The sequence below is a fragment of the Gilvimarinus sp. 1_MG-2023 genome, assembly GCF_030548285.1.
The window spans coordinates 1-276 of sequence record NZ_JAUOSC010000937.1; the positions used below are offsets into that span (position 1 = coordinate 1).

The window sequence follows — 276 nt, forward strand, 5'->3', positions numbered from 1 at the left end:
GTGAAACGACCAAAGGAACGTTCACTACAGACTGGATTGAACCATCTACAGTTTCTTCTACATGGAATTCCTCATCACTCTGGAGAGAAAACTCATCATCTTGCTAATGAAGAAAATCATTTCTTGCAAATGGGGATTGATCGCCTCTCTGGCGCTATTGGTGGCTTATCTGGTGACTTGGTTTCACTGGGAATGAATGATGTGGAGCCTTGTTGTTCAAGTTGCAGCCACAAAGGCTTTAACGGTAGTTCGCCATTCCGGCGTTCGTTACTTGGG

General features: G+C 44.9%; 1 protein-coding gene. It reads left to right on the plus strand.

Annotation, left to right across the window (positions count from 1 at the left end; genetic code table 11):
* Positions 1-36: 36 nt before the first annotated feature.
* Positions 37-276 (plus strand): hypothetical protein (locus Q4563_RS19620; RefSeq protein WP_303605712.1); only part of this gene is annotated, 240 nt, incomplete at its 3' end.